The organism is Amphritea sp. HPY (genome assembly GCF_050870985.1).
In the GTDB taxonomy this organism is placed as follows: Bacteria; Pseudomonadota; Gammaproteobacteria; order Pseudomonadales; family Balneatricaceae; genus Amphritea.
On the sequence record NZ_CP194015.1, the window covers coordinates 4,121,912 to 4,144,260 of the forward strand.

Here is a 22,349-nt window from a genome sequence, read left to right on the forward strand (position 1 = left end):
TATTCGCAGGTTTCCTAACCGGGGGGACATTGGCGCGATAACTCTTCCCATAATTTTTTCTCTGACAGAGCCTGTTTTATCTGGCTCAGATTGCTGTCAGAACGGCTGCCCGGCATCAAAATCCGGACAGAGTAAGTGGGGGTTCAACATGAGCAGTATCCGTCTGATACTGGCCGGTGCAATTGTCGGCTGCATATTATCCACATCAGTACTTTCAGCCCCGGGGGGCAGCAGCGGTTTCAGCTCCGGCTTCAATGGCAATGTCGATGCATTACCACCGGGCCGACTCAAGCAACAGATTCAGAAGCTACCACCGGCAGCACAACAACAGGCACTGGAGTGGCTTGAACGATTCAATATTCCCAGCGCAGACTATGAATTCCTCAATGCCGATGAGAATGGCGCTCTGTTCTACACCGATACCGTACTGCCCGATGAAGCAGGCGGTGAAGCTGCACCTGAAAGTGAACCACAACCGGTGGCTCCGGCCGACACTTTTTTGCTCCACAGCCGTCCCGGCGCCAGTAATATAGTTTTCCTGGACTTCGACGGCCATAACATCACTGGTACCGCATGGAATAGTGGAGGCGCTTCGACATACTACGCAAAGCCTTATGATACAGATGGAGATGAGCAAACCTTCAGCGACGTTGAACGCAACAAAATCGCTGAGATATGGCACCGGGTTGCAGAAGATATGGCACCGTTCGATATAGATGTGACCACAGAGGATCCTGGCAGTTTCGGGCCTACCACCGGTCATGTTCTGATCACGGCCGATACTGATGCAACCGGTGAATCCATGCCCTACGACAATGCTGGAGGTGTTGCCTATGTCGGCGTCTGGGGAGCCTCAAGCTATACTTACTACCAGCCGGCTTTGGTCTATTACAGCAACTTGGGATCAGGCTACCCGCCCTATGTCTCTGAAGCGTCAAGCCACGAACTTGGCCATAATCTCGGACTTGGCCATGATGGCACAGCCAGCAGCAGCTATTACTCTGGCCACGGCAGCGGCTATATTTCCTGGGCGCCAGTCATGGGCGTCGGTTACTCTATGAATGTCACGCAATGGAGTAAAGGCGAATATTCCGGAGCCAATAACCAGCAGGATGATCTGCAGATTATCAGCTCTAAACTGGGCTACCGGGCCGATGATCACAGCGATAGTACAGCATCGGCCACCGCCTTACAGGTAGAGCCGGACGGTATTATTTATGTCACCTTCCCTGAAATTGATCCGTTTAACCTGCAGACGGCTAACAAAGGGATTATTGAAACCACAGCAGAGACCGACCTGTTCTGGTTTGACACTGCAGCGGGTGGCGTAACCCTGAACGTGACCCCTGCCTGGGAAGCCTTCTATCGCAGTAGTCGTCGCGGAGCCAACCTGGACATCGAAGCTGCGCTGTACGATCAGTTGGGGAACTTTGTCACCAGCAGCGACCTGCAGGATGATACACGGGCGCAGATCAATACCAGCCTTGCCGCCGGACGCTACTACCTGGCAGTAACGGGCGTCGGCAATAGCGTATCACCGTACAGTGACTACGGCAGCCTGGGGATGTATTTCATCTCCGGCTCGGTACAGCCACCACCTAGCAACGATTTCACTCCACCTGATCCGAACCCAATGGGCTGGGCTACTACGCCTGCAGCAGCAAGTCATACAGCTATATCAATGATCGCCACCACCGCCATTGATGAATCCAGCAGCGTGCAGTACATGTTCCAGTGCAGCGCCGGCGGAAGTGGCTGCAATAGCAGTGGCTGGCAAGCCTCTACCCAATACAACGCCACAGGCCTCATGCCATCCACCGGCTACAGCTATCAGGTAAAAGCCCGCGATATGAGCGGTAATGAAACCGGCTGGTCTGCCATATCCAGTGCCAGTACAGACGCAAATCAGCCGCCGCAAACATTGGATGACTCAGCGACCACTGAAGAGGACAGCAGTATTTCGATCACGGTATTGGGCAACGATAGTGATCCGGACGGTGATAGCCTGACTATTACCTCATACACCCAACCAGCCAATGGTAGCGTAAGCCAGGATAGCAGCAGCCTGGTATATAGCCCGGACAGCGGGTATTACGGTAATGACAGTTTCAGCTATACCATCAGCGATGGCTTTGATAACGCCAGCGCTAATGTAGCGGTTACTGTTTCTGAGGTGAACAATCCTCCGATCGCCGCAGCCGACTCTGCCACTGTAGCCCAGGGAGACACGGTTACTATCGCTGTACTGACCAACGACAGCGACCCGGATGGTGATAGCCTGACCATCGACAGTTATACCCAGGGCAATAAAGGTTCAGTGATTCAGGTGGGCTCTATGCTGGAGTTCACCAGTACCGGCAAGCGTGGCGGTGACAACTTCAGCTATACCATCAGTGATGGAAAAGGCGGTTTCGCATCCACAGTTGTAAACATCAGCATCACCCGCAACGGAGGAGGTGGTGGCGATGATGGCGGCGGTGGTGGCGGTAAAAAGTGCAACCCTAAACATGGCTGTTGATAACACAGAAATGCCACTATAAATAAAAAGCCCCGCTATGCGGGGCTTTGTTGTTAATTGCTCAGTAAACCGATATCTGAATCATTCTATGTTCTGGATCTATACACACATTAAAAACTCAAAGTCCTTTATTGACGAGGACTTCAGAGCACTTCTACGCGTTATAACTTAACAAAGTTACCGTTTTAGTTACCACTCGGATGACTAAACACACAGGAATGAGCCAAAACAATATTATATACAGAATATCTTATCAGCTTACGCTGATCGATAGCAGGGAAGTTGAATCCGAATATTGGAAGTTGGCTGAAGGTTAACCCTAACAGCGAATAGAACCTGTTAGGTACTTCTAGAGCTAGAGCTATGCGGGGGCGGCGAGCTCAGAATATTCCTAGCAGCAGTAGACCATAAGTGAAATTTATGTTTATTTGAAATTTATTTCAAACATTCCTATATTTTTTAATTCTTAAAATACAGCAGCGTCCACTTTTCAAACTAAGCAGACACTGGCTGTCACATTGAGTTTAGAGCGCTAAGCTTAGATATCAGAAACTGGAAGTCGATAGCGATTTTGAAGATTAATGAGACTGTTAATCTCTTTCTTATATTCCTCATACCAAAACAGTTCAATCTTTTCTGGCTTGTTCGTTTCAATATAACTCTTTATTAAATCGAAAAGCACCTTCAACCCTCTAAACTCCATGTCAGACACTTCTTCCGAAAAAACACTATAAAACATTTTTATAAATGATCGCCTAAGAGCATTATCCATTGACAACATCACACTCAACACATTCTCAGCCGTTTCCTCGGTAATATAAATCGTATTCATGCCTCTCTGACCATAATTTATAAAAACCGAACTCAATTCCCTTGGCGTTCTAGATTCGCCAACGGCTTTCCAAAGAAGCCTACCTTTCTCAATTCTGTTAGCTGAATCAGAAGCAAAGTACAGCTCCTTTAATAATTTTATTGTACTAGAAAAAAATTCAGCTTCTTCAGTAGAGTCTCTTGATGAATACCTTTCTAATCTATTTAGAGATTCTGGCAAATCGCCTCTTATCCTAAGTTCTTCATTTAGATTAATTAACTGAACCTTCTCTAGATACCTCTTCCAATCACTTTTTAAGTTAGTATTTATCAAACCACGTTTTTTCATTTCAGCCATAGTTGATACGAGGGAGCATAGATCACTTAAGTCTTGGATATCTCCTTCTTCAAGCGCTCTCGTCGTGGCGTTAATAAAATGATCAAAACCATCATTTGATAATTCCTCGTAATTATATAAATTACGCTTCCATGGGGTTTCACTCAAATCAGACCGATGATTTTTGTATTCTTCTTCAAATTTTTCCTGATCCCAATATCCCTGTTCAACGAAATAAATAAGAGAACTATACTGTGTCGTTCCTAATATGGCATCAACACTTTCAATTTTATTAACTAATTCATTTTTTGATGCGTTTTCTGGCTTATCTCTCTCTGAACTGCTGCCGAGCTTCATTCGCATACCGACAAGGGTGTTTTTCCTGTCATAAGATGGAATCATCATAAGTTCAGGATGCTTATGCCAATAAATAGTGAATAGACCTTCAAGTAAGAAGTTTCTTTGTAGCTCACTATCTTTATCACAATAACTTTCAACCTTTTCGAAGAACCCTTCAAGTCTAGTCAGACCATCAATCCAGATTCTTAAGTTATGACATTTAGTCGTATCAATCAGCTGAATAACATCGTTTAAATGTTCTTGAACTACAGGCTTTAAGCGCTCTCCAGCGTTCTCAGCTAGCAGCTTAGCCATATCAAAGGTATCCCACTCAAAAGTCCAGGTATAACCAATAACTTTTTCTTTCGCTTCTTTATAAAGAAGATCATCTTTATTATCAGATTCACTATTTTTATCTAATAATCTAGCTTCGTCCGCCAAAAGAATAAGCTTACAACCTTGTTGCTCAACGAGGTCATTTAACACACCAAGCATTTCAGGTATTTCCATACTTGTCCGCTCGATATCATCGATGGCAATGACTGTATTGCTACCCAAAGTTTCAATCAGCCTTCTTTCAACTACGCTACCCAAAGCTGAAGCAACTTTATCAACACCAGGTACACCGCCAAAAAACTTAGATGTAGTACCTGCCAAAGAAGGAACTAAGCTCGCTATATCTAAGGTCTTATTACCAAGTACTCCAGCAGCAATTTTTGCCTGTAAAGATTTTGAATCAGTCACTCCAAATGCGCTAACTCTGAAAAACTTTTTTTGTTTTTTTTCTGCAATTGGAAATAATTGTTTTGTCAGTAAGTACGTCTTGCCTGTACCCCACTTTCCATTAATTAATACAGCAAAACGACTATCTGAAGTAATGTAGCTTTCAAAGCTTTTTTGTAGGTGCTCGATATCCATATACCCAACCGAATAACAATTAAAAATCAATAAGTTAAGGCCTTACAGGATACAGCCACCCCCCTAAAAATCATAGCTAATAACCATCATATATCTAAAGTTGGCTGAAATATTCAACGATAGTGAACACTCATCCTCTTCTATATGGTTAAGAGTTAAAGGAGTTAGGGGGTACGGCCTACCCAACCAGCACCGCCAGGTACCCATCGATAATATTTTTCCTGCCTACAGATTACTCATCTGGAAATGACGCAAAGTAACGATAATTCCAGCTTCCCTGTCGAGTCGAAACACGTTCTCGTCTGATCCAGCCCAGCCGTTCAGCCTCATCGAGATACTTTCTAATGGTCTTCCTTGTAAACCTGGTATCACGGCTTAACTGATCCTGAGTGGGAAAGCAGACCCCTGTACGGGTATCCATATAGCCGCTCAGAGCCCAAAGCACATGACGAACACCTGAACAATCCGGACCTTCTTCAGATCGCCAGCAATCTCGCCAACGAAACAAAAGCAGCTGAATCGGATAGTTCATAATACTGGCGGTTATCTTTTTTAGTTCGCACCGAGTCAAAGGCTGCTGACAGCTAAAATCATTTTTTTGGATCAATTCCTGAAGAATTTCTGCGTATCCGGCTCCCTGTCGACGCAATCGACCAGCCAGCGATGTTAGCTCAGCGTTTCTACAACCGCTCAGGATCAACGAAGAGTTTTCAGGCGGTTTAGCCTTACCATCTGACAACAATAGCGATAACAGCCACTCCGGCAGCGCAGACAGTTTTATATCGGGGTTATCAAACTGATAAATACAACCTGATTGATGACGGCTGGGAGCTGCTACGATATAGCCACCATCCCCGCGTATATCTAAACCTTTACCCAGACGCCCCTGACTATTACGGGTATAACTGCCTGGATGCTGAAAAAAATAGTGGCTACCCCCACCACCAGTATTAGCCATGATAGTTTCAGACAAGCCACCGAAACATTTAACGAGGTTTTCCAACGACTTTTCACCACCATGATCGGGATCGACATCGAGTACTACAATTCCAGATTCAGCCCCAGTTCTCAGGCCAATATTTGCGTTCGGCCAACGCTCCCACCACTGCTGGATAATATTTTCGTCAGTCGTAGCATCTTTATGGCCCTGTCGCGTTCGGGGATGCTTACCGGGACTGGAACAATTGCGAGTACAAGAGCACCGCCCCCACGCACAGTCATGAAGAGGAATAACAGGCCAACCATTTGCCGCATAAGAAAGGGCCGCTTCCAGCAGCCCTAACCCATTAACTTTTGATATAGCCATGACTTTATTCCGGGAAATTATCCAGAAGCCAAAAAAGTTGCCAGTAATCTCCAACCTTAAGAGTCTCCCCTCTGGTTTTTCGAAACTCCCAGATCATATCTAAGACTTTTTTAGCTTCACGTCTCGAAGGTAGCCAATACCAAGTGAAATATGTATCACCTCCATTCTGATGCCGGTGTGGTCTCCGTTCTCGGGCTATGTTAATTCCTCGATTAAGGCCTAAATGGCTTATTGTGGTGTTTAAACAGGTTTCACCATATGCCTCCAGCATAGCCAGTTTAGAGACACCAGCAGGTCCCGCTTTCAGCAATTCAATACCTAACAACTCTTCTTTAACTGGAATGTACTTTTCAGTGCGACTTACAGAGCTAATCTTGTTCATTTCTCAGCTCCTTTGATCTGCTTTGAATAATTGATTTTGGCTTGCTGCGCGAGCCATGCTAGTAAGTCTGATTTCAGCCATGCGACTGACTGAGGGCCGAGAACTCGACGCTTTGGGTGCTTTCCTTCTCGCTCTAGCTGCCAAGTTCTAGATCGGCTTAAGCTAGTTATCTTCTTTCTGTCAGGATCGCGACATAGTGCTTCTTTTTCACCCGCTGCTGCGAGCAATTCAGCACGCTGCTGCGCTGATGGTTCAATAAATTTATTCATCTGAATAACTCCATATAGTTCTATAGCTTACGGAGCCATTTCAGTGGATTCTCCCCCGCTCTGCGTTACAGAGTCGGCAAGGTTTTTTGTCAAAAAATTCGGGAGATATGAGATCGTGACATTTTCATACTCTGTGAAAATGTCACTTTTGGCGGGATTTACTAATTTTAAAGGTGGCCGAGGCTTCAACTATGGATAAATACAATTATTTATCTCGAGATGATCCGATACCTTCCTGTTAATAAGTTCGGGATTATGTTTTAAGAAAAGGCAGAGGCTTCGATAAAAGTCATCTGAAAGAGCTCTTTTAGCTGCTGGAATGTAGACCCTCTTCATATCCAAACCATTCGGATATGTAGTAGCGTGATAACTATCAAAGATGATACGGGACAGCGCTTCGTAAGTTATTTCAACTTCCATATTTTTCTGCCAGATCAACATATCGATCAAAGGGATCGTTCTTTGAACAATGAGTTTTCCCAAAGTCATATTTCCTATACGACCGCTATCCAACGGTTCGATCTCTACGTTTAGATCTTTACGATACCCGGGCAGTAGCTCACTGATGTCTTGAATAAGCTCTTCATCAATAGCTCTTAAGTCTAAAATCAGCATCAGCGGAAGCCAGCCAACATCTTCTGTTCCTCGATCTCTGATGTCTTCAATATCCATATAAGAAAAGCTTGCTTCTGAGTATTCAGCACTAAGCTTTCCATCGATAAAAGCACCATTTTTCTCGGCCATTAATCCTGCGCTATGGATTTCCCGAAAAGTCACCGGATAAACGTGTTCTCCACATTTAAGCCTTGGCTTTTGATCTGAAAAGGGGGTAGCAATTTTTTTATGTGCTCCCCCCGCATCAGAATATGATTTCGATACCAAGATTGGATCACCCCTTAGAATCTGACTAAAACCCATTCCGTCGCACTCATCTCCGGACAAATAGTAAAGCAACATCCTGCTTTCCAATTGAAAAATCAACTCCTGTAAAGTCAGATTAAGTAGCGCATCATAGTTTTCAGGCCGGTACCAGCTTGGCTTGTCTTGATACTTCTTAATTTTTTCCATTTACAAACCTCCATTAAGCGAATATGAGAAGTCGATCAAAAATTATTGAGAACTTCCACCGCGACCAAAGCGAATGAATCTTTTCACCCAACAATATGCGCTATCAGAGCAGCAACCTTTTCCATCGCATCAGATCGTTCCTGAAGATAATCGTGGCGGTCATACACACCCTCAACACCGTTTATTTTGTGATTAAGGCAGCGCTCTGCTATATGCGGGGCAGTCCCGACACTAGCCAAGAGCGAACGGAAGCTGCGCCGTAGATCATGAACCGTAAAATGCTTAAACAGTTTCTGTGCGGCTAACTTATTAAGCGCAGCATTCAGCGTATCGGGGCTCATATGCGGATAACGCTTGCTGGTACGACGGCGGGGAAATACAAACGCACTGCCGCAACTTCTTACTTCCAGTTCAACCAGCCAACTGATGATGGGGGCCGCTAAAGGGATGGTGATCGTTTCCTCAGTCTTACTGCGCTCCGCAGGCAGAAACCATAGCCCCTGTTCCAAATCGAATTCAGTCCAGCGGGCAGCCAACAGCTCCATTTTCCTAACCCCTAGCGTCAGCAGCAGAGCGCATGCCAGATAATTTTCCCGAGTGAACTGATCAGGTCGTTCATGAAGGATTTGAAAGGTTGAATTCAACTCTTCCAGTTCCAGTATGCGATCACGGCTTCTCTCAACGCCACCAGCGTCCTTTACAGTAAAAGCGATTGCGGGATTGCTATTAAGGAGATCCAGCTTCATTCCGTGGTTGAAGAGCTGTTTCATCAACGCTAACGCATCATTCGCTACGGTGGGGCGTTTGCTGGTAGTGATACGATGAATAACCGCCCGAACGTCTCGCGGTGTTATCGCTTCAGGCCGCAAGCTGCCCAGCAGCGGTTGAACGTCGCGCTCATATTTACGACGCGGGATTTTAGGATGTTTAAGATGACGCGACTGTTCTTTGTGCCAGTCTTCAAACAGATCGTCAGTTGTACGTATTGTTCTGAGCTGATCCCGATGTCTTTCTGCTACCGGATCGAATCCATCTTTAGCAATTTTTGCCCTCAGCAAGCCAGCCTCAACCCGCGCCTGCGACAGAGAAAAATGCCCATAAACACCAATCGTAAACAGCTTACGTTTTCTGTTCATGGTGTACCGCAACGCCCAGTACGCCTTACCACCAGGTCTAACACAGAGATATAAACCATCCCCATCAGCGTAGCGCCCTGATTCAGACGACTTAATAATCGCCCGGATACTCTTATCGCTAAGTTGTCCCATCCCCATACCTACCTAGTTACCAGCTCATGCGATTGCTAGTTACCGCCGCCGAGTTACCAGTTTAGTTACCACCCGGTAACCGTTTTGGTTACCATAAGTATAGGTACAGTTGAAACAACACGAGAACAAACAGAAACAAAAAAACCTCAGAAAAGAGGCTTTTATAAATTAAAAATCAAAAAATCCGAACAAACGAGATCATTATTCGATGTTCTGGATCTGTTCGCGCATCTGTTCGATAAGCACTTTCAGCTCTACAGCACTCTGCGTGGTATCCGATACGATCGATTTGGATGAGAGTGTATTGGCTTCCCGGTTCAGTTCCTGCATCAGGAAGTCGAGGCGGCGGCCCACCGGGCCTTTCTGCTTCAGTACCCGCTTCACTTCCAGAACATGGGTATTAAGGCGATCCATCTCTTCATCGACATCGGCTTTTTGTGCCAGGATCACCATCTCCTGCTCCAGCCGGCCTTCATCCAGATCATCTTTCAGCTCTTCAAGGCGGGCTTTAAGATTATCCCGCTGTGCTTGCAGGATACCCGGCAGCTTGGTCCGGACATCAACTACGATCTCGCTGATGGCATCTAACCGCTGATCGATCAGCGACGCCAGTTCAACACCTTCCCGGCCACGGTTTTCGATCAATTCATCCAGCGCGTTCTGGAACAGCTCCAGGGCACTCTTCTTTACCGCATCCATATCCAGCTTGGTATCCTGCAGTACACCTGGCCAGCGCAGTACTTCCAGAGAATCAAGCGGCTTAGACTCAGGCAACAGTGCCGACACTTGCTGTGCTGCAGCCACCAGTTCCTTGGTAAACCCTTCGTTTACCGTCAGCGTCTGAGATTGCGCCTCTGCAACAAAGCGCAAAGTACATTCCACCTTGCCCCGGCTCAGGTTCTTACGCAGTTTCTCACGCAGCGGACCTTCCAGATCCCGCAGGCTTTCGGGCAGGCGCAGATGGGGCTCCAGGTAGCGATGGTTTACCGAACGAATCTCCCAGATCAGACTTCCCCAGGTTTGCTGAAGTTCCTGACGGGCAAAAGCGGTCATACTACGTGTCATATTGTCTATTCTCGATTAGAATTCACTTCTCGATATACTAACAGTCCTCGACGTCCGCCTCTACGCGCAGAGTCGTCATTAAAGAACAGAGAACTTAATACATGACATCATCCATCTCCGATCAGTTACAAAACCTGGGCGTAACCACTATCCGGCCAAGCAACCGCGCCCTGGACCAGACGCGGGACGTCCGTATTACGCGCCAGTTCACAAAGCATGCGGAAGGTTCAGTACTGGTTGAGTATGGCGATACCAAGGTGATCTGTACTGCTTCCGTCGAGCGCGGCGTGCCCCGTTTCCTGCGTGGCTCCGGCTCCGGTTGGGTAACCGCCGAATACGGCATGCTGCCACGGGCAACCGGTAGCCGCAGTGGTCGTGAAGCGGCTCGCGGCAAGCAAGGCGGTCGTACCGTTGAGATTCAACGCCTGATCGGCCGCTCCCTGCGCGCCTGTCTTAACCTGAAGAAAATGGGCGAGAACACTATCACCATCGACTGCGACGTTATCCAGGCCGACGGCGGTACCCGTACCGCGTCTATTACCGGTGCTTATGTTGCCCTGATTGATGCCATTAATACCCTGAAGAAAGACAAGAACGGCGCGATGAAAGGCGACCCGATCAAGTATGGTCTGGCAGCGATCTCTGTCGGTATCTATAAAGGCCAGCCGGTTCTGGATCTGGATTACGATGAAGATTCCGACGCCGAAACAGATATGAACGTGATCATGACTGACAAGGGCGGTTTCGTTGAAGTTCAGGGCACTGCTGAAGGTGCGCCATACAGCCAGGAAGAGCTGAATGCGATGCTGGATCTGGCACAGAAAGGTATCGGCGAGCTCGTCGAGCTGCAGAAAAAGGCGCTGGCTGAATAAGCGAGTCGGGAACAACAAAAAAGGGAGCTATTAGCTCCCTTTTTTATTATCTGTGTCCTGATCAGGAAATTACAGATCGTAATCAATAATCAACGGTGCATGGGCCGAGAAGACCTGATCTTTATAGATAGATGCAGACTTGATGGTTTTACGCAGGTTTGCCGTAGTGATCTGGTAATCCAGACGGGCGCCTTCGTTCAGCTCGCGGGCCTTATTGTAATCCGGCCACCAGGTATACTGCTGATCGACATGGTTTACCTGACGGAAAGCATCGACATAACCCATCTCGCCAAGTACTTCCTCCATCCATTCCCGCTCCTGGGGCAGGAACCCGGATACTTTCTGATTAACATACCAGTTACTCAGGTCGATTGGCTTGTGGGCAATCTGAAAAGGGCCGCAGAAGATAAATTCACGACGTTTACGCAGGGTCTTAGAGAAGTGACCTTTGAGCAGCTGCAAGTACTCTTCTTTTGCTACCTGAGCTTCATCACTCTTCAGGCCCGACGGTACACTCATCGCCGCTACACTGACATTATCGAAGTCAGCCTGGATAAAGCGACCGTTAAAGTCGCATTGCTCAAAACCAAGACCGGTCATAATCGCTTTGGGGATATGACGGGTGTAGATCGCAACACCGCTGTAGCCATCTTCGAAAGCATCGAAGAAATAGGCTTCATAGCCTTCCGGATGAAAACGTTTGTCGTCCAGCTGGTACTCTTTCGCGCGCAGATCCTGCAGGCACACCACATCGGCGTCCTGCCGGACCATCCAATCAAAAAAGCCTTTGTCTGCTGCCTGTTCAATACCCTGAGCATTGAAAGTGATGACGCGCATAAGTGAAAACCTGTGAAAAATCGCTGAATCTGATACCAAAGGCGCATTGTATAGGGATGTGAGGCAAATTTGAATCAACCAGAGCATCTATTTACACCCCAATCTGGGCCTTACCCTCCCCTCAACGACAGCATAGAGAGAAGCGTCGAAACCCTGTATCATACGCGCACTTTTTGAACAGCTATGCGGAGACCAAAATGCAGGATTACCAGAGAGAGTTTATCGAGTTCGCGATTGACAAAGAGGTGCTGCGATTCGGCGAGTTCACCCTGAAATCCGGTCGCACCAGCCCCTACTTCTTCAATGCAGGCCTGTTCAACAGCGGCGAAGCCCTGGCCCGCCTGGGTCGCTGCTACGCGGCGGCAATCGAAGAGTCCGGTATCGCATACGATGTTATCCTCGGCCCGGCTTACAAAGGCATTCCACTGGCTGCAGCAACTTGTATCGCCCTGGCCACCGAATTCGATAAAGATGTACCTTACGTATTCAACCGTAAAGAAGCCAAGACCCACGGTGAAGGCGGCAATCTGGTAGGCGCACCACTTGAAGGTAACGTGCTGATTATCGATGACGTAATCACAGCCGGTACTGCAATCCGCGAAGTGATGACCATTATCGATCAGGCTGGTGCTACCCCAGCCGGTACTGTTATCGCGCTGAACCGTCAGGAAAAAGGTAAAGGCGAATTGTCCGCAATCCAGGAAGTTGAGCGCGACTACAACATGCCGGTGGCCAGCATCGTATCCCTCAACGATGTGCTGACCTACCTGACCGAAAAAGGCGGTATGGACGCCCAGATCGCTGCGATTTCTGCTTACCGCACCCAGTACGGTATCTGATCGTTAAAAAAATAGCGCCTAAACCCGTAATTCTGTTGATTTTTTAACATCATGCGTGTTTAATAGCGCCCGTTGCCCGGATAGCTCAGTCGGTAGAGCAGAGGATTGAAAATCCTCGTGTCGGTGGTTCGATTCCGCCTCCGGGCACCACTACTTTAAAGCCTTGTTTTCGAACAGGGCTTTTTTGTATCTGAAGATTACCTAGTCGGTGGTTCGACTGGTTACAACTTCAGGCCTCCGGGCACCAACTTCAAAAGCCTCGCTCTCGTAGTGGGGCTTTGTTGTTTCTGGAGGATAGGATTTTTAACCACCTCTCTGGAAAAGTGGCTAGACCGCCGCTTCGCGGCTAGCTAGTTGCTAGAAAAATCAAAACTTTCCGAGTCGGTGGTTCGACTGGTTACAACTTCAGGCCTCCGGGCACCAACTTCAAAAACCTCGCCTTGTTGCGGGGTTTTGTCGTTTCTGAGGGTCGAAATTTCTTAAGCACCTCTGGAAAAGTGGCTAGACCGCCGCTGCGCGGCTAGCTAGTTTCTAGAAAAAGCCAAAAACCTTTTTAGCTAGTCCTGATGTTCATATCCTCATGCCTCCGGGTAGCAACGTCAAAAGCCTCGCTTTCGTAGTGGGGCTTTGTTGTATCTGGAGAATTGAAATTCTTTATGACCTCTCTGGAAAAGCAAAACTTTCCCAGTCATTGGTTCGACTAGTTTTACATTCAGCCTCCGGACACTACTACTTTAAAGCCTTGCGATAACCCGCAGTACTTTTTTGCTCTGTGGAACCTAACAGCCGGTTTATCGACATAGCCGACATTTAGATTCGGCTAATATCAGGGCTGACTGTGAATCTTCGATTTCTGAAAGGGGACATCTGGAGAAGGTTTGCTTGTCGTTCTTTACAACCGCCGACGATCACTTGAATTAAGTCCCTCTTCGACAGGAAAGCGCACATTTAAGCCGCACTGCAGGTGGGCTTTTTAGCCTCAACTAACGAGTGTAGGTAGAGAAAGAAAGTGCTCGAATAACGAGTTTCGATCTTGCCGCAAGATATCTACAACACTGAGCATTCGTCTTGATAAAGTTACAGCTGACTTGATTGTCACCAACTTAAACTCATATACCGAATCGGCTAAAACCGAGTAGCTGAACATCGGACGCTAATCCTATTTATCGTAGTGAGTATCGAAAATATCGCTGAATACGCCAGTACATCGCTTGAACGCGGTCAGCACCTGAGGGTCAAAATGATCGGGCTTGGTTCGGTCATCGCCCTTGGTGATAATTGACAGTGTCTGTTCATGGTTAAACGCGGGCTTGTACGGTCGTGTACTCCGCAGGGCATCGTATTGATCTGCGATACACATAATCCGGGCAGGGAGGGGGATCGCTTCCCCTTTCAATCCACCGGGGTATCCTCCGCCATCCCAGCGTTCGTGGTGGCCACCGGCAATGTCTGCCGCCATTTGTAGTAAAGGCGAGTCGGACCCCTGCAGTAACTTTTGGCCGATTTCGGTATGAGCCTTCATGATGCGCCATTCATCTTTATCAAGGGGGCCCTGCTTAAGCAACACCGCATCGGGAATAGCCACCTTGCCGATGTCATGCATGGGGGATGAATAGAAAATGGTGTCACAAAACTGAGCCCCCATACCCAACTGCTGTGCCAACTCCTTGGTGTAATAGCTTATCCGCCTGATGTGAGATCCGGTATTCTCGTCCTTATATTCCGACGCCATCACCAATCGCTCGATGGTGTCGATATAACCTTTTCTAACCTGTTCTGTGCGCTTCTGTACCAACGCCTCCAGATGTTCCTGGTGGAGATGGAGGTTCATATGGTTACGCACCCGGGCGCGGACAATGGCCGGGTGGATCGGCTTGGTAATATAATCCTCCCCTCCCTGATCAAACCCTTTGCGTTCATCTTCAATTTGATTCCTGGCCGTGACGAACAATACCGGAATATATTTGGTTCTTTCATTGGCCTTCAACCGCCGGCACACTTCGTAACCGTCCATCTCCGGCATCTCCACATCGAGAAGAATCAGATCCGGCTTGCCGATAGAAAGCGCCTGTTCCAGGGCATCAGGACCATTAGTGGCCGCGCTGATGTGGTAATCGTCCTGTAGCAGGTCTGCGAGAATTCTGATATTTGTCGGAGCATCATCGACAATCAGAATACGTTGTTTGCTGTCAGACATTAACCTCACTCCTTCATAAGTTTCAAACCAAGTTGTTGCGCTATGTCGCCAAGCAGCTCACTGGCTTGCTTATAATTATAGGATTCGATCAGCGATTCCAATTGCCGGATCGGCTGCCCTCCGGCTGTGGCGTCCAAGGCCAGGAGCTGATCCCTGATCTCAGTAAAGGCGGGCTCTGCCCCCATATCGTTAATCGCCAACAGTTTTCCCAATGCATGCAGTCGGGCTTCGAGAGCCACAACATCCACCTCTGCGGCGGCTAACGTCACTGAGCGCTCTTCCGGTTCGGTCGGTAGTGCCGCCTGGATCGCCTCAGATACCGCCTGCAAAGCGCTCGAGGTATCAAGCAACAGCGTGGACGCGGTGCCGGTTTGCTTACGGATAGCAGATTCAAGCGTCTGCGCCTTTTCCTCCACCCCAGTCGCCCCGATCTGGCCCGCTACGCCCCTCAGGGTATGGGCCAGCAATTCAGCCGTTTTAAAGTCACCCGCATCAAGGGCCTGCGAAACCTGGTCCGAAAAGCGCCTATTATCCTGCACAAAATCCAGCAGCAGGCTCTGATAAAGTGCTTTGTTCCCCATCACCCGTCGGAGTGCCACTTTGACATCGACACCCGGGATATCCGATGGCAAATTGTTGACCTGCTCACCCACCTCGGCCGGCATTGGAATATCGTTCGGGGCTTCCTCCTGCTGAATAGGGTCTGGGCTCTCTCTCACCGAACGTTCCAGCTTTGCTGTTTTAGCCAACTCGATCCAACGTATCAGTGCTGCAAACAGGTTGTCGGGATCGATCGGTTTGGTGATATGGTCGTTCATCCCGGCGTCGATAGATTTCTCCCGATCACCGGCCATGGCATGGGCGGTCATGGCAATGATCGGCACCTGTTGATTGACTGAGTCAAGGCTGCGGATCGCTTTTGTGGCTTCGATCCCTCCCATCTCCGGCATCTGGATATCCATCAGGATGGCTTCGTAGGCGCGATCTTTCACCATCGCTAATGCTTCACGGCCATTGCTGGCTATATCCACCTCAAGGCCCGCATTTTCAAGGAGTTCAAGGGCGACCTGTTGGTTAATTTTGTTATCCTCCACCAACAAGATAACAGCCCCATGAATTCTCTTTAATGCATCAATCGCGTCGCTCCGATCGATCCGATGGGGACGGACAGTGACGTTTGGTCTTCCGAATACCTGCATCAATGTATCGAACAGTATCGACCGCCCGACCGGCTTGACCAGCCTGGCTTCTATTTCGGCATATTCTACGTGCCGCATCCGCTCGTCCTGACTATGGGCGGTCGCCAGGATAATTTTGGGGTCCTGGGACAGCGACAAGGACCTGATTTGCCGGGACGTGGCCAGGCCATCCAGGCCGGGCATCTTCAAGTCCAATAAGATAACCTCATAGGGAACGCCGAGATTATCTGCCCTGGCAACCTCGGCGATCGCTGCATCACCGGAGTCAACTTGCGCGACCTCAAAGGTCATGGACTCGAGCATCTTTTCCATAACCTCGCGGGAGGTTTTGTTGTCATCCACTATCAGGGCGTGCAGGCCGCGCAGGTCCGGTTCCGGTATCAGTGGTATGCCCTCTGCCTGATGGCGGCCAAATCTGGCGGAAAAGATAAAGCTGGAGCCCTCACCCAGGGTGCTCTCGACCCGGATCTGGCCACCCATCAATTCACAGAGCTTTTTCGAAATCGTCAGGCCCAGGCCTGTGCCACCATATTTTCGGGTCGTCGAGGTATCCGCCTGGAAAAATGCCTCAAACAGATTATCCCGTACGTCCTCGGAAAGGCCGATGCCGGAATCTTCTACCGAGAACTGCAGAATTGCAGTCGTTTCATCCGCGTGAAGCGTAGAGACAGCCACCAGGATCTGTCCTGTTTCGGTGAATTTAAGCGCATTATTGACCAGATTGATGAGAACCTGCCCCAGACGCAAGGGGTCGCCAACTAAAGCAGTCGGCACTTGAGCATCGAGATCGAACAGCAGCTCCAATCCCTTTTCCTCGGCTCTGGCGCCAACCACGTTGGCAAGATTACCTAACACTTCCTCCAATTGAAAATTGGTGGACTCCATATCGAGTTTGCCCGCCTCGATCTTGGAAAAATCCAGAATATCGTTAACGATACCCAGCAGCGCCTTGGAAGAGGTTTGAACATTACTGATGTATTCGTATTGTTTGGCTGTCAGCTCCGTTTTCAATGCCAAATGACTCATCCCGATAATGCCATTCATCGGTGTACGGATCTCATGGCTCATGTTGGCCAAAAAGGCACTTTTGGCCTGGTTAGCTGCCTCAGCAGACTCCTTAGCCCCGTGCAAATCCTGTTCCGCCTGTTTGCGCTTGGAGATATCCACGACCACGGCCATGTAGAAATCGGGGGATTCTCCCTCTTTCCACAATGGAGAAACACTGAGGGTCACCCAGAAAAAGGAACCGTCCTTGCGTAGGTATCGCTTATCCACAGTATATGAACGGACCTTTCCGCTTTTGAGCCGTTCCATGTTTTCGACATCGGCTGGAAGGTCTTCGGCGTGGGTGATGTCCTGAACCTTCATAGCCAGTAACTCCTCCGGGGAGCAGCCCAGGATATCGCAATATTTCTGATTGACCCGGAGGAACCGGCCACTCGCTGTCTCGAGTAACCCGACTCCCACCGCAGCCTGTTCGAAGATAGCCCTGAATTTTCCTTCGCTTTCACCGAGGGCCTGATGAGCCTTCTTCAGCCCATCTTCGACCTTCAGGCGTTCCTGAACCTCTCTTCTCAGGCTCCGGTTCCAGAATATGACGAGGGCAATCAATAACGACGCACCTGCCAGGACTTGCCAGAGCAAATCATAATCAAATTCGAGCTCAAAGGTGACCGTGACCCACTTGCGGGTAATGGCATTGCGTTCGGCCTCATCAATGGCATCAATCCCCTTCTGAAGGATGCCGGCAAATAGAGGCCAGTCTTTCCGGACCGCCATCGAGAGTTCTACACGGTAGGGGGTTTCGCCCGAAACTTTGATACTCTTATGAAAACCCAGTTCACGCAGAGAATGGCTGGTAGTGAGAATGCTCCCAACATAGGCAAAGACTTCCCCCCGCTGCAATTGTTGCAGAGCCTCCGGCAAACTAGGAGCTTCGATCAGCTCAATGGATGGATGATCTCTTTCAAGCTGCTCTATAATTGCATAATCGGCCACCACCACGACCTTTCTCCCCTCCAACTCCCCAATATCACCGATATACCCGACCTCCTCCCGGGTGAAGATTACCGCTGCACTGGAGAAGTAAGGACGGGAAAAAGAGAGGTGCTCTTCCCGCCCCGGCGTGTGGGCAAGGGCAGTGAACATGTCCAGTTCGCCGCTCATGAACTGTTGCGTCAACTGCTCCCTGTCATCGGAGCGAAAGATCTCAAAATCAACCCCAAGAAGCTCAGACAACCTGGCAAGGTAATCTATGGAAATACCACGAAATTCATTATTCGCGTCAATGAATGAGACCGGAGCCCGCTGTGAATTGGTCCATGCCTGGATCACCGGGTGTTCCTTAAGCCAGGCTCGCTCCTCAGGGGTCAGAGGGACTTCGGGCTTATCTTTATCAAAGGTAAGACTCCACTTACGTTGAATTACTGCTTGCTCTTCTTCTTTCAAAGACACTAACCATTTATTAAAGATCGAGGCCAGCGGCGCCCAATCTTTGCGTATACCCAAGGCCTGCTGGTGATCCCCTAATGACGCACTCCCTATGACCTGTAAATTTATCAATCCTTTATTATTAATTTCATAGGTGGATAAAGCATAACTGCCAATATAGGCATCTACCTTCTGTGTTGCCACAGCCAGCATTGCCTCCATCTTTGATTCATAGATTTCAAGCTGTATTTCCGGATACTTCTTTACTAAAAGATCATGCATGACATAGCCACGCTCAACCCCTACCACTCGGCCCTTAAGGTCGTCCATTGTTTTAATGTTTTTCACTTCCGTGCGTGAAATGATGACCCACGGAGAAGAAAAATAATGATCAGTCATAGCGAAGCGCTGAAGTCGCTCGGGAGTCCGCATCATGGTGGGATGCAGATCGTAAAAGCGGCGGGCTGTTGCAATATCATGGACAGACTCGAGAAAGGGCATTTCGCTGGGGAGGAATTCAATCGATATGCCGAGATGCTCACCAAAAAGGCGCAGATAGTCCATTGATATACCTTGTATCTGCGGAACAACGAACATATAAGGAGGATACTGAGTAACACGCACACGAACAGTATGTTTTTCATCAAGCCAGGCTTGTTCTTCTGCAGATAAATTAATTCTCTGTTCATTCTCGGTTAGTTCAAACGTTGGATCATCGATCCATTTCTTACGTAGCTTATTATAAGTTCCATCATTAATGACTTCCGACAGGCCCTCATTAAGCAATGCGAGTAACTCGTCATTTCCCTCTTTTACGGCAAAGGTAAAATAGTGTTTATATTTGTCGATCGTTAGCGCCGGAACAACATTGGTAGTGCTGAATTTCTTTAGCATATGCTTGCCAACAAGCTCCGGAGTAATGATTGCATCATACTTTCCCTCAGAAAGGAGCCTGAAGGCTTGCTCGAAAGTATCGATGATTATGACGCGTGTTGAGATCTGTTCCCGCCTGATAAATTCTTCTGAGCTATCTGCTTTTTTCACCATCACCTGCATTTCGGCAAGATCATCTAATGTCCTGATTCGATTATCCCCTGCTCTCACGAAGACCATTCCATTGCTGAATAAATAAGGGACACTAAAATCAAATTCAGCCTCTCTCTCCGGCGTTCTTCCAACCGATGGCAGCACATCTATGGTGCCTCTGGCCAGCTCCTGTTTGATCTCTGCCCAAGGGACGACATCAAACTCAACCGCCAGACCTACCGCATTAAGGCTCGCCCTTAAGAGCTCAACAGAAAACCCATCCGCCTCTCCAGACTTATTTGCACCAGACAAGGGAAAATAGTCAAAATCTGATGCCGACTTTATAGGAGACAGTGACCGCCGAATGGGATCAGCGGCAGGAGGACGATAGATAAAACCCTCCAGAATTCTGTCATGATTAGCAGGAGCCAATTGAAGATCGGCGTAGGTATTCGCGATATTCTGGACGATTCTGGGGCTGACACGACCAAGCTCTACCAGATCCAACAGGATCAGTGCCTGGATAATGGCGGCCTCGTATTTGAGATGGTCTCGAATTTTTCCGGGGGCATACTTTTCAAGAATCATATCGATGGTCTCATCGATATGCTCTAAAGAATATTCCCAGCCACGCAGGGTTGCCCGCCGGAAAGCAGCTACCTGTTCTGGTTTGTTGGTTAAAAACTGCTCTGAGGTAAACAGGGAGTCACCGATAAAGTTCACCCCATAGTCGATAGCCTGAAGCAGACGAACCGGCGTGCCTCGCTGGCGAAATGTATAAGGCTGATTAGCAATGCTGCCATTCATTGCCACAATGTCTCCGGTAATCAGCTTATCCATTGCCGTCTTGTCCTTGGACTGAATATTCAGGCTTTGTGGGGCAATGCCTTCACGGGCAAACATCGCCATAAATTCGGCGCTTTGCGGTGCGTTGAGCATGATAGGTTCGCCAACAAGGTCAGCGGGAGAGACGATGTCTCTTTTGGCATCAATCATTAAGGCTTGCTGCGAGCGATGAAATATCACCGCCAGAAGCACGAAAGGCTTGCCTTTGAGTCTCTCGAGTATGACCTCTGAGGCCAGCACGCCAAAATCGGCTTCGCCAGAGGCCACGACACTGGCCACGTCGATACCAGGGCCGCCAGGCACTATATTGACGCTCAACCCTTCCTCGGCATAAAAGCCCTTTTCCATAGCCGCGTAGTACCCGGCAAACTGAAACTGATGCTCCCATTTGAGCTGCAGGGTTATTTTCTCCGGGGATGATGCTGCCGGAGTATCAGCTAAGGCTGGCCACGCTAGCGCTAACAGCAATAACGATAGCAGTAGCAGCCAAAAATGTTGAATTGGTTGCCTATACATATGGCTGCCCACGATTGAATGGGGTCTGCGAACAAGTACAGAGCCTCTAAACTGACGAGAAGACGACCCAGCTGCTGGAGGCTTGTTTTCAGGTTCGTGAGGATAGTATAGCTAATAGCGTTAACTTCCCCCGATGGAAATGGATGCTGCAGATCTCAGACACGACTCAGCCTGTCTACTGGTAACAGTACTGTTCTAGCATCGACGCCAATGTGAATTTTCATGCCGAAATGCCAGAGGTTGGCCTTCTTCATCTGGTGCATCTCTGGATCACGCTCACCCGCCTTGTTCCTGGTGGAGCCAGACCACCGCTGCGAAATCAGCTAGTTGCCAGAAAAATCGAACAACCTCAAGCGACGACAATCGTCAGCAGCAGCGCGCCCAAAATTGCTGTGATAGTTTCTTGATACTTTTATTAAGCTCTCGTGATATCTCTTTATAAACAAACCCTTACACTGCAACAAGTCGATATGGACTGACTAATCTCCCCCTAACAACACTATGTCTCGTTGCGATCCGGATCATCGATCGAATAGTAATAGGCATGCAAAAATGGAATTTACAGCATGAACAATATCAAAAGACGTTTTGGCATCAGTATGGTCGTCGCGCTGGCCGCAACTGGCCTGAGCACATCTGCATTGGCAAATGATGGATTATATATTGGCGGGCATCTTCAAAGCTCAACGCTGTCCCATAGCATAGAGCGCAATACCGGGGATGCTTCCAACCCGAGCATAACCAGCTTTGCTGAAGAAACCGATGCGGGTCTGGGCCTGCACCAGGGTTACAAGCACCACCTGGGCAGCGATACTTTTGTTGCAGCGGAGCTGTTCTACACCGATGAAAACACCAGCACGACCAATATCAACAACATGCTGCAAACCATAGTTGACCTGAATTCAACTTACGGCATCAATGTAAAAGCCGGCTTTGATGTCACCGACAAGTTTTCGTTATATGGCATCGTGGGCGCTACCGCATTGGATATCGACCTGCATAACAGCTACCCCTTCGCTCCGCCAATGCGTAACGGCAGTACAAGTGAGGTCGATTTGGCATTGGGCGCCGGTTTTGAATTTGCGTTGGATAAGAACTGGTCTGTGAAAGGCGAATATACCCGGATTAATGATGTCGATTTCACACCACTGCCAGAGGTCGCCGTTCCCGGAAAAATTAATCCAAATGAACTGGACTACGACAACATGAAAATTGCGATCAGCTATTCCTTCTGAATAACAGTATTAGTGCCAGCGTCGATTGCCTGCTTTACAAGCAATCGACGTTGCTCTTTAGTCATCATAACC

General features: G+C 48.5%; 14 protein-coding genes, 1 tRNA gene and 1 pseudogene. 5 read left to right on the forward strand and 11 right to left on the reverse strand.

The genetic code is table 11. The annotated features are described in order from the left end of the window. The first annotated feature begins 148 nt into the window (after positions 1-148). Complete coding sequence (locus ACQUQM_RS18345; protein WP_432471312.1) at positions 149-2,518, forward strand: Ig-like domain-containing protein; 2,370 nt, start codon at positions 149-151, stop codon at positions 2,516-2,518. Between the two features lie 538 nt (positions 2,519-3,056). Here ACQUQM_RS18345 and ACQUQM_RS18350 read toward each other — a convergent pair. From ACQUQM_RS18350 to ACQUQM_RS18380, 7 genes are all read right to left on the reverse strand, one after another. Further along, complete coding sequence (locus tag ACQUQM_RS18350; RefSeq protein WP_432471313.1) at positions 3,057-4,922, reverse strand: P-loop NTPase fold protein; 1,866 nt, start codon at positions 4,920-4,922, stop codon at positions 3,057-3,059. Between the two features lie 232 nt (positions 4,923-5,154). Continuing rightward, positions 5,155-6,228: a bifunctional DNA primase/polymerase gene (locus ACQUQM_RS18355; protein WP_432471314.1), complete on the reverse strand. Its 1,074-nt coding sequence runs from the start codon at positions 6,226-6,228 to the stop codon at positions 5,155-5,157. A gap of 4 nt (positions 6,229-6,232) precedes the next feature. After that, a complete protein-coding gene (locus ACQUQM_RS18360; protein WP_432471315.1) occupies positions 6,233-6,610 on the reverse strand; it encodes a hypothetical protein in 378 nt (125 codons plus the stop codon). Next, positions 6,607-6,879 (reverse strand): helix-turn-helix transcriptional regulator, encoded by a 273-nt coding sequence (locus tag ACQUQM_RS18365; protein WP_432471316.1) that lies wholly within the window; start codon positions 6,877-6,879, stop codon positions 6,607-6,609. The genes ACQUQM_RS18360 and ACQUQM_RS18365 overlap by 4 nt, the downstream gene beginning before the upstream one ends. Before the next feature lie 189 nt (positions 6,880-7,068). Then, entirely contained in the window at positions 7,069-7,947 is an 879-nt protein-coding gene (locus ACQUQM_RS18370) for a DUF6387 family protein (RefSeq protein WP_432471317.1), read from the reverse strand. A gap of 83 nt (positions 7,948-8,030) precedes the next feature. After that, a complete protein-coding gene (locus tag ACQUQM_RS18375) occupies positions 8,031-9,215 on the reverse strand; it encodes a tyrosine-type recombinase/integrase (RefSeq protein WP_432471318.1) in 1,185 nt (394 codons plus the stop codon). A gap of 201 nt (positions 9,216-9,416) precedes the next feature. Beyond that, positions 9,417-10,280, reverse strand: coding sequence for a YicC/YloC family endoribonuclease (locus ACQUQM_RS18380; RefSeq protein WP_432471319.1), 864 nt, complete (start codon positions 10,278-10,280; stop codon positions 9,417-9,419). Positions 10,281-10,381: 101 nt separating this feature from the next. Here ACQUQM_RS18380 and rph point away from each other — a divergent pair, with 101 nt between their 5' ends. Then, entirely contained in the window at positions 10,382-11,152 is a 771-nt protein-coding gene (rph, locus tag ACQUQM_RS18385; RefSeq protein WP_432471320.1) for a ribonuclease PH, read from the forward strand. 69 nt (positions 11,153-11,221) lie between these two features. Here rph and ACQUQM_RS18390 read toward each other — a convergent pair whose 3' ends face one another. After that, positions 11,222-11,989, reverse strand: a complete 768-nt coding sequence (locus ACQUQM_RS18390) for an exodeoxyribonuclease III (RefSeq protein ID WP_432471321.1) — start codon at positions 11,987-11,989, stop codon at positions 11,222-11,224. Between the two features lie 197 nt (positions 11,990-12,186). Here ACQUQM_RS18390 and pyrE point away from each other — a divergent pair, with 197 nt between their 5' ends. Next, positions 12,187-12,828 carry an orotate phosphoribosyltransferase gene (gene pyrE / locus ACQUQM_RS18395; RefSeq protein ID WP_432471322.1) on the forward strand — a complete coding sequence of 214 codons (642 nt, stop codon included), beginning with the start codon at positions 12,187-12,189 and terminating at the stop codon, positions 12,826-12,828. 74 nt (positions 12,829-12,902) lie between these two features. After that, positions 12,903-12,978, forward strand: a tRNA-Phe gene (locus tag ACQUQM_RS18400). 1,009 nt (positions 12,979-13,987) lie between these two features. On the opposite strand, the gene ACQUQM_RS18405 is transcribed toward ACQUQM_RS18400, so the two are convergent. The 3 genes and pseudogenes from ACQUQM_RS18405 to ACQUQM_RS18415 form a co-directional block, all read right to left on the reverse strand. After that, positions 13,988-15,025 carry a response regulator gene (locus tag ACQUQM_RS18405; RefSeq protein ID WP_432471323.1) on the reverse strand — a complete coding sequence of 346 codons (1,038 nt, stop codon included), beginning with the start codon at positions 15,023-15,025 and terminating at the stop codon, positions 13,988-13,990. 5 nt (positions 15,026-15,030) lie between these two features. Further along, entirely contained in the window at positions 15,031-21,042 is a 6,012-nt protein-coding gene (locus ACQUQM_RS18410; RefSeq protein WP_432471324.1) for a transporter substrate-binding domain-containing protein, read from the reverse strand. Between the two features lie 182 nt (positions 21,043-21,224). Next, positions 21,225-21,341 (reverse strand): annotated as a pseudogene (locus ACQUQM_RS18415) (IS5/IS1182 family transposase); the annotation flags it as partial. A 267-nt stretch (positions 21,342-21,608) separates the two neighbouring features. On the opposite strand from ACQUQM_RS18415, the gene ACQUQM_RS18420 reads away from it, so the two are divergent. Further along, complete coding sequence (locus ACQUQM_RS18420; protein ID WP_432471325.1) at positions 21,609-22,277, forward strand: outer membrane protein; 669 nt, start codon at positions 21,609-21,611, stop codon at positions 22,275-22,277. The last annotated feature ends 72 nt before the right edge of the window (positions 22,278-22,349 follow it).